This window comes from Verrucomicrobiota bacterium (assembly GCA_037139415.1).
Taxonomy (GTDB): Bacteria; Verrucomicrobiota; Verrucomicrobiia; order Limisphaerales; family Fontisphaeraceae; genus JBAXGN01.
This window is the reverse complement of sequence record JBAXGN010000027.1, coordinates 44,376-51,064: the sequence shown is the minus strand read 5'-3', so window position 1 is coordinate 51,064 and position 6,689 is coordinate 44,376. Positions and strand designations below refer to the sequence as shown.

Sequence of the window (6,689 nt, the reverse complement as noted above, 5' to 3'; positions counted from 1 at the left end):
GGGTATAGCGCTCCGTGCGCCGGCCGTAATGTTTTTGCACGCTGTGGCCGGGATCATAATAGTGGTAATAAATGCTGTGTCGCCAATCGGCCGGGACTTCACCGCGTAACAACGGCAGGAGCGAGCGCCCGTGCAGGCCGGCTGGCACTACACCGCCAGCGATTTCCACAAAGGTCGGCGCATAATCAATATTTTGCACCATTTGCGGAACCCGCAAGCCGGGTTTAACGACCCCCGGCCAGCGGATGATGAGCGGCATGCGCAGCGATTCCTCATAAATCCAGCGTTTGTCGAACCAGCCGTGTTCGCCGTTGAAGAAACTTTGGTCGGAGGCGTAAATTACCACGGTGTTTTCCTCCAATCCCTCCTGCTTCAGGTACTCGAGCAACTGCCCCACACTGTCGTCTACGCCCTTTACACAGCGCAGATAGTCCTTCATGTACTCCTGATATTTCCACCGGGTTAATTCGCGCCCTTCGAGATTCGCTTTTTGGAATGCCTCGTTGCGCGGGCCATAGGCTTTTTCCCATTCCGCCGCCGGCCCGGCGGGAATTCCCCCTGGGCGCTTGCCCGAGGCCAGCACTTTGAGATCGCTGGGCAGGGTCATGTCCCGGCCGATTTCCATTTTCTGATTTTTCGCAGATGAGGTGCGGCCGGAATAATCATCAAACAGTGAAGCAGGTTCTGGAACCTTTACGCCGTCAAGCAAGTGATAATACCGGTCCGGCGGCGACCAGGGACGATGTGGCGCCTTGTGATGACACATCAGCAGGAATGGTTTGGATTTATCACGCCCCTTCAACCAAGCCAGGGATTTTCCAGTAATGACATCGGTGGCATAACCCTCGACGGATTCCTTGAAATCATTCGCCCCCTTGAAGGCCGGCTGCCAGTAGGTGCCCTGGCCGGGTAAAATGCGCCAGACATCGAATCCGAGGGGATCATTGCCCAAATGCCACTTGCCGAAGATCGCCGTTTGGTAACCTGCGGCTTGCATGGCCGGAGGAAACGTCCATACCCCTTCACGAATGCTGCCACCCAAATGGGTGACCCCACTAATGTGCGTATGCACGCCCGAAAGCACCGTGGCGCGGCTGGGTGAACAAATGGAGTTGCCGCAAAAACTCTGCTCGAAGATCACGCCCTGATCCGCCAGCCGATCAATGTTCGGCGTGATTTTTTGTTCGCGGACAAACCCGGATAACCAGCTCCGGTATGCCCCAATACTCTGGACGGAGTGATCGTCCGAGAAAATGAAGAGGAGGTTGGGTTTGGCGGCCGCCCGGGCTTGGCTGCCCGAAAGGGCAAGTAACACCAAAAGGCCAAGGCTCAAGCGTAAAACGGTATTGGTTGGGTTCATAAGTCAGTTGCTGGTTGATGGTGGATCGGCCGGTTATTCAGCTTTTTTATTCTTTCGGTTTTTACGGTTATTTTCGCCGGTTTGCTTTTCCTCTTTTGCCGGCGGTTTGTTGTCGGATGGTAGAAATTTTCCCAACTCGGTTTTAACGGGGTTATATTCTGCACCTTTGCGCGCCAGATTGGTCCATTCGTACGGATCGCTAGTCTCGTTATAGAGTTCTTCGCCGCCATCAGAGTAATGGGTGTACCGCCAGGATTCGCTGCGGACAGTATGGTTGTTTTGCTTGTAAGTGGTAATGGCCGGTTGTTCCCAAGGCGCCTGCGCATCCGCCAGCAGCGAGCGAATACTGCGGCCTTGAACATGCGCGGGCGTTGGCAGTCCACAGAGATCCATCAAGGTCGGGTACATGCTCATGTAATCCACGGTACGATCGCAACGGCTGTTGGGTTTGGTCAAGCCGGGTACGACCCAGATGTGGGGGGACCGGGTGGTTTCCTCCCATAACGCAAATTTACGCCAATGCTGTTTTTCACCCAAGTGCCACCCGTGGTCGCTCCAGAAACAAAGAATGGTATTGTCGCGCTCGGGCGATTTTTCATAAGCATCCAGCAATCGCCCCACCATGGCATCACAGAAATTGATGGTGGCAAGATAAGCACGGATGGCCTGTTTCCAAGTGTTGGTGCCGCCTTGTTTGAGAATGGCCTCGTGATCGCCTGAACGCAGGGCCAGCTGCAAGGCAATCGGTGGCAAATCATCCAGGTCGTCTTCCTTGTACGGCGGCAGTTCGATGGTTTCGAGCGGAAATTTCTCGTAATATTTTTTGGGCACGCTCCAGGGAAGATGGGGTTTAGTCAGCCCACAGGCGATGAAAAATGGACGGTCATGTTTCTGTTTTAACTGCGCAATGGCGTAGTCCACAAACCGGTAATCCGGCATATCCTCGTCGCGACAATTCATGGGGGTGATGGGGAGCTTTCCGGCGAGAACAGCCGCCTGCGGTGAACCGTCTTCTTCTCGCTCGCCACCTTTGCCGCCTTTCAGCCAATCATCCCATTCTCCAGGGCGATACACGCTGGCATGGTAAATTTTTCCCGCGCCGCAAACATGGTAACCGGCCTTGCGGAATTGGGTAGTGAGTGTGATATCCACCGGGATGACCGGTTGAAAATTTTCCCCGTTGTCATAGACGCCGGTGGTGCCGGGCCGCAGACCAGACATGAGTGCGGCACGGGAGGGGTTGCAAACCGGGGCGGCACAGTAGCTGCGGGTGAACCAAGTCCCCCTTGCCGCGAGGCGGTCTATATTGGGCGTCATCGTCTGCCGATTGCGTCCCAGATAACCCACCCAATGGTTCAAATCATCCACCGCAATGAAAAGTACATTGGGTTTCATGGCTGGCTGGGTTGCGGCCAGCATATTCCATGGCAAAGCGATAATGCAAGCCAGCCAGAGATTGGATGTCGTTTTCATGGGTTATTGATAGCGGATGCCCGGGTTAGATTCAAGCGGCAGATTTAACATTTTGGGATCGCCTTGGACACTGGGGTTGATTGTTTATCCCGGTCCAAAACTAGGATAAAACTAGTACGCGTAAGAACCCTTTGGAACCATCATAGACGGGTTCCCACGGCAACCGGATCCTCGCGCCAAGAATCGCCCATCCGGCCAGGGCGGTCAGAAAAAAGGCAAAGGCGGCGGTCGTGGTCAAGGTGGCGGCGACCGTGGTGGGCAAGGAGAGGGTGGCCAACGCGGTGCCAGAGAGGATGCCCCAACGTCACCGCGCCCCTAATACTGGATACCGGGTTATGCGGGTTCCTGTTGCGTCAGGCAATGCAGGGTGCCAAAGCCCAGCACCAAGTCCACCGCGTGAATGCCAATGACCGGACGGTCTTTAAACAGTTCGCCCAGGGTGCCTAACGCGATGCGATCATTTGGATCGTTGAATGTGGGTACGATTACAGCCGCGTTGCTGATGTAGAAATTTGCGTAACTGGCGGGCAACCGGTAGCCGTCGAAGTAGAGCGGCGCGGGCATGGGCAGGGGCACCACTTCCGGCTTGGAGCCGTCCTCCAACCGCAAATCCTGGATGCGGTCCCAATTCTCGGAGAGCGGGTGGTAATTGATGTCCTTCCGGTTGGTCTCCTTGATAAGCACCACGGTCTTGGGGTTCACAAAACGGCAAATATCATCAATGTGACCGTGGGTATCATCACCCACCGGGCCGGCGACGAGCCAGCAGACATTGGTCACGCCCAGGTATTTCTTCAGGGTTTCGTCAATCTCCTTGCGACCCAGACCGGGATTGCGCACCTGCACCTTGGGGTCCAGATAACACTCTTCGGTGGTCAGCACGGTGCCGCGCCCGTTGACGTCAATGCCGCCGCCTTCGAGCACGAAATCCTTGCCGTCATATTCGGCATTGAATAGCGGGCGGCGCTGGCGCTTGGCAGCCATCTCCGGCACGCGCCGGTCTTTCTGCCAGTTGTCATATTTCGCCCAGGCATTGAAATGAAAATGGACAATGGCTTTTTCGCCGTTCGCCGCTTTGCGAACATGAATGGGGCCGCTGTCGCGCATCCAGCCACGGTTGGTCGGATAGGGGATGAAATCCACGCGCTTGAAATCGCCGCCGGAGAGCTTGATGATCCGGCGCGCCCGCGCTTCATCCGCCTTGGAGTTGACGCACAAACGAACCTTCTCACCCGCGCCAATCTTGCGGATCATTTCGCCATAGACCCAGTAAATGGCGTCGAGCTTGCCGGGCCAATCGGTTTTTTCATGTGGCCAGCCGAGCCAAGTGGCTTCGTGTTGGTCCCATTCCGCCGGCATGGAGAAACCCAAGCGAGCGGGCGTCGGTTCAATGATAATCGTTTTCGTTGCCATAATAATGCGTCTGAGCATAGCGATTTTTCCGCGATTGTCTAACCCGGAATGGTTGCGGCCAGCCATACCACTCTGGCGCGCGATTTTTCCATCTTGACGGGTTGGCAGGAGTAGCGCAATTTGGCCGATATGAAATCGAATCAAATGAATGTATCAACCCGCATCACTTCAAGTAAACGTTTGTCCTCTGCTCTGCTGGCGGGCGCGTTGCTGGCCGGTTTGTTGGGGATGACGGCGTGCAAGTGCCCCTTTGCCGGACAAAAGACGCCGGCGTTCCAACCCATCCGCATCAATGCCGGAGCGGAGAAGCCTTATGTTGCCCCCGATGGCAGCATCTGGCTGCCCGACCAGGGCTTTACTGGCGGCAAGATCGCCGACCGTGGCACTATTGAAATTGCCGGCACCAAGTTGCCAGACCTATACCGGACGGAACATTACGGAATGACTGCCTTCACGCTACCGGTGCCGAATGGAACGTACACGGTGAAACTACACTTCGCCGAGACCTACGCGCGCATCACTGAAAAGGGGCAACGTGTATTCGGCCTGAAGGTGGCCGGGGTGGAGATCAAGGATCTGGATATCGTGGCCCGAGCGGGTGCAGCCAAGACCGCGTTTGTGGAAACCGTGCCGGTGACCATTACGGATGGCAAGTTGGACATCCTCTTCACGGCGGGGGTCCAGAATCCGTTGATCAATGCCATTGAGGTCCAGGCCCGCTGATCCGGTTACACACCGGACATGCGTTTTGGACTCCCGGCTGAGGGAGTGGCCGTCCATCTTTGACTAGGCCATGATCGCATTCTGGTTTTCCTATTGTTTCAGTTAACGCACCGATGAACTTGTGGCGGACCATACTGGCAGCCGCGCTATTGCAGGCGGGTGGACTGGCGGTGGCGGGTTGGTGGATGCGGCAGGCACTGAACACCGATGCCATCGCCTATCTGCGCATTGCCGGGTATTACCTCGCCGGCCAAAATGAACTGGCGCTCACCGGCTATTGGGGACCGTTGCTCAGTTGGCTGATCGCGCCGCTGTTATCACTGGGGCTGGCCAAGCTGGTGGCCGTCCGGGTGGTGATGGCCGGGTCGGCGATGATTTTCTGGTGGGGTTGTCTGGCGCTGTTTCACAGTCTGGAGCTGCCGCCGCGCTGGTTGAAGTTGGGAATATGGCTGGCGGCGGCGGTGAGTATCCCGTGGTCGGTGGCCAACATCACTCCGGATTTGCTGCTGGCCGGTTGGGTTGCACTGGCGCTGGCCGGGCAGATACAGGCGGTGAAACGCGACGTTTACCATGCTTCCAGTTTTTTCATAGTTGTCGCCGGGGTGTGTTGGGGGATGGCCTATTATACCAAGGCCATCGCTCTGCCGCTGGCCCTGCTTACCATTCCGGCTTATGGTGTGGTCTGGCGGTGGCGCGCGCGGAAGGATTGGCCCGGCATCGTGAAACAGTGCAGCCTGATCATGGGTGTTTTTCTGCTGCTGGCTACGCCGTGGATTGGCGCGCTCAGTGTTCATTATAATAAGCCGGTCTTTTCCACGACCGCCGCGATTGCGCACGCGGTGGCGGGGCCGGTGGATCAGGAGCGGTATCATCCCTTTGTGCGCCAGTTTCATGTGCCGGAAGCCAACCGAATCACGGCCTGGGAAGAACCGTCCCGAATGAACTACGCCTATTGGGCACCGTGGGACAGCGGGAGTTATTTGTGGCATCAGATCAAATTGTCAGCGGTGAACTTCGGGAAACTCCAGTTGATGCTGACAGGGATTTGTCTGCTCTGGCCGGTGTTGCTGGTGGTGTGTGTTGTGCGGTGCGCCCGTCCGGACCGGGATGACGCATTTTGGCGGCAGCGCTGGTGGTGGGCGGTGATGCCGCTGGCCGCCCTGATGTTGGCGTTGTTGCCCGGTTATCTGGAGGTGCGCGAGTTGCGGTTCATGTTTGTGGTGTTTCCCCTCCTGATGGTGATGGCGGTGGAGACCGTGGCTTGGCTCGAAGTTCGCAGCACCGGACGCGTCAGCCAGCAGCTTGGGATGGTGGCGGTGGCACTGGCTTTCCTGCTACCGGCGCTGGCGTGGGGCGTTTATCAGTTGCCGAATAAAGATACCGCCAGTCGGTGCGCCCAAGATTTGGCGATACGACTGCGCCAGCATCAATTCGTGGTTCCACTCGCGGGAGCCGCGACGCTGCCCGGCGGGCGGACGGGCCTCTACACCGCGTTCTTTCTCGGCCAGCCGTGGTATGGCGATGAGGTCCGGCCCACTGTGGAATCCATCAGGAAATCCGGGGCGAAACTCTATCTTGTTTTGCGGCAGAATCCGCTGGTGACGGAGTTGTCACGCGCGGCGGGCTTCCGCAATCTGGACAACGAACTGTTTGCCTCCCAGACCGAGGCCAACCAATGCCCGGTGATGGTGTTTCAAGTGCCGCAACGCTCACGTTAAAT

At 57.1% G+C, this 6,689-nt stretch carries 5 protein-coding genes; 2 read left to right on the top strand and 3 right to left on the bottom strand.

From position 1 onward, the window contains the following. From WCO56_06910 to WCO56_06900, 3 genes are all read right to left on the bottom strand, one after another. Positions 1-1,360 (bottom strand): sulfatase (locus tag WCO56_06910; GenBank protein MEI7729283.1); only part of this gene is annotated, 1,360 nt, incomplete at its 3' end. Between the two features lie 33 nt (positions 1,361-1,393). After that, complete coding sequence (locus WCO56_06905) at positions 1,394-2,833, bottom strand: sulfatase (protein ID MEI7729282.1); 1,440 nt, start codon at positions 2,831-2,833, stop codon at positions 1,394-1,396. Between the two features lie 333 nt (positions 2,834-3,166). Beyond that, complete coding sequence (locus tag WCO56_06900; protein MEI7729281.1) at positions 3,167-4,246, bottom strand: agmatine deiminase family protein; 1,080 nt, start codon at positions 4,244-4,246, stop codon at positions 3,167-3,169. A 144-nt stretch (positions 4,247-4,390) separates the two neighbouring features. On the opposite strand from WCO56_06900, the gene WCO56_06895 reads away from it, so the two are divergent. Together WCO56_06895 and WCO56_06890 are read left to right on the top strand one after the other, a co-directional pair. After that, positions 4,391-4,969: a malectin gene (locus WCO56_06895; protein ID MEI7729280.1), complete on the top strand. Its 579-nt coding sequence runs from the start codon at positions 4,391-4,393 to the stop codon at positions 4,967-4,969. 113 nt (positions 4,970-5,082) lie between these two features. Then, a complete protein-coding gene (locus WCO56_06890) occupies positions 5,083-6,687 on the top strand; it encodes a hypothetical protein (GenBank protein MEI7729279.1) in 1,605 nt (534 codons plus the stop codon). Positions 6,688-6,689 lie beyond the last annotated feature (2 nt).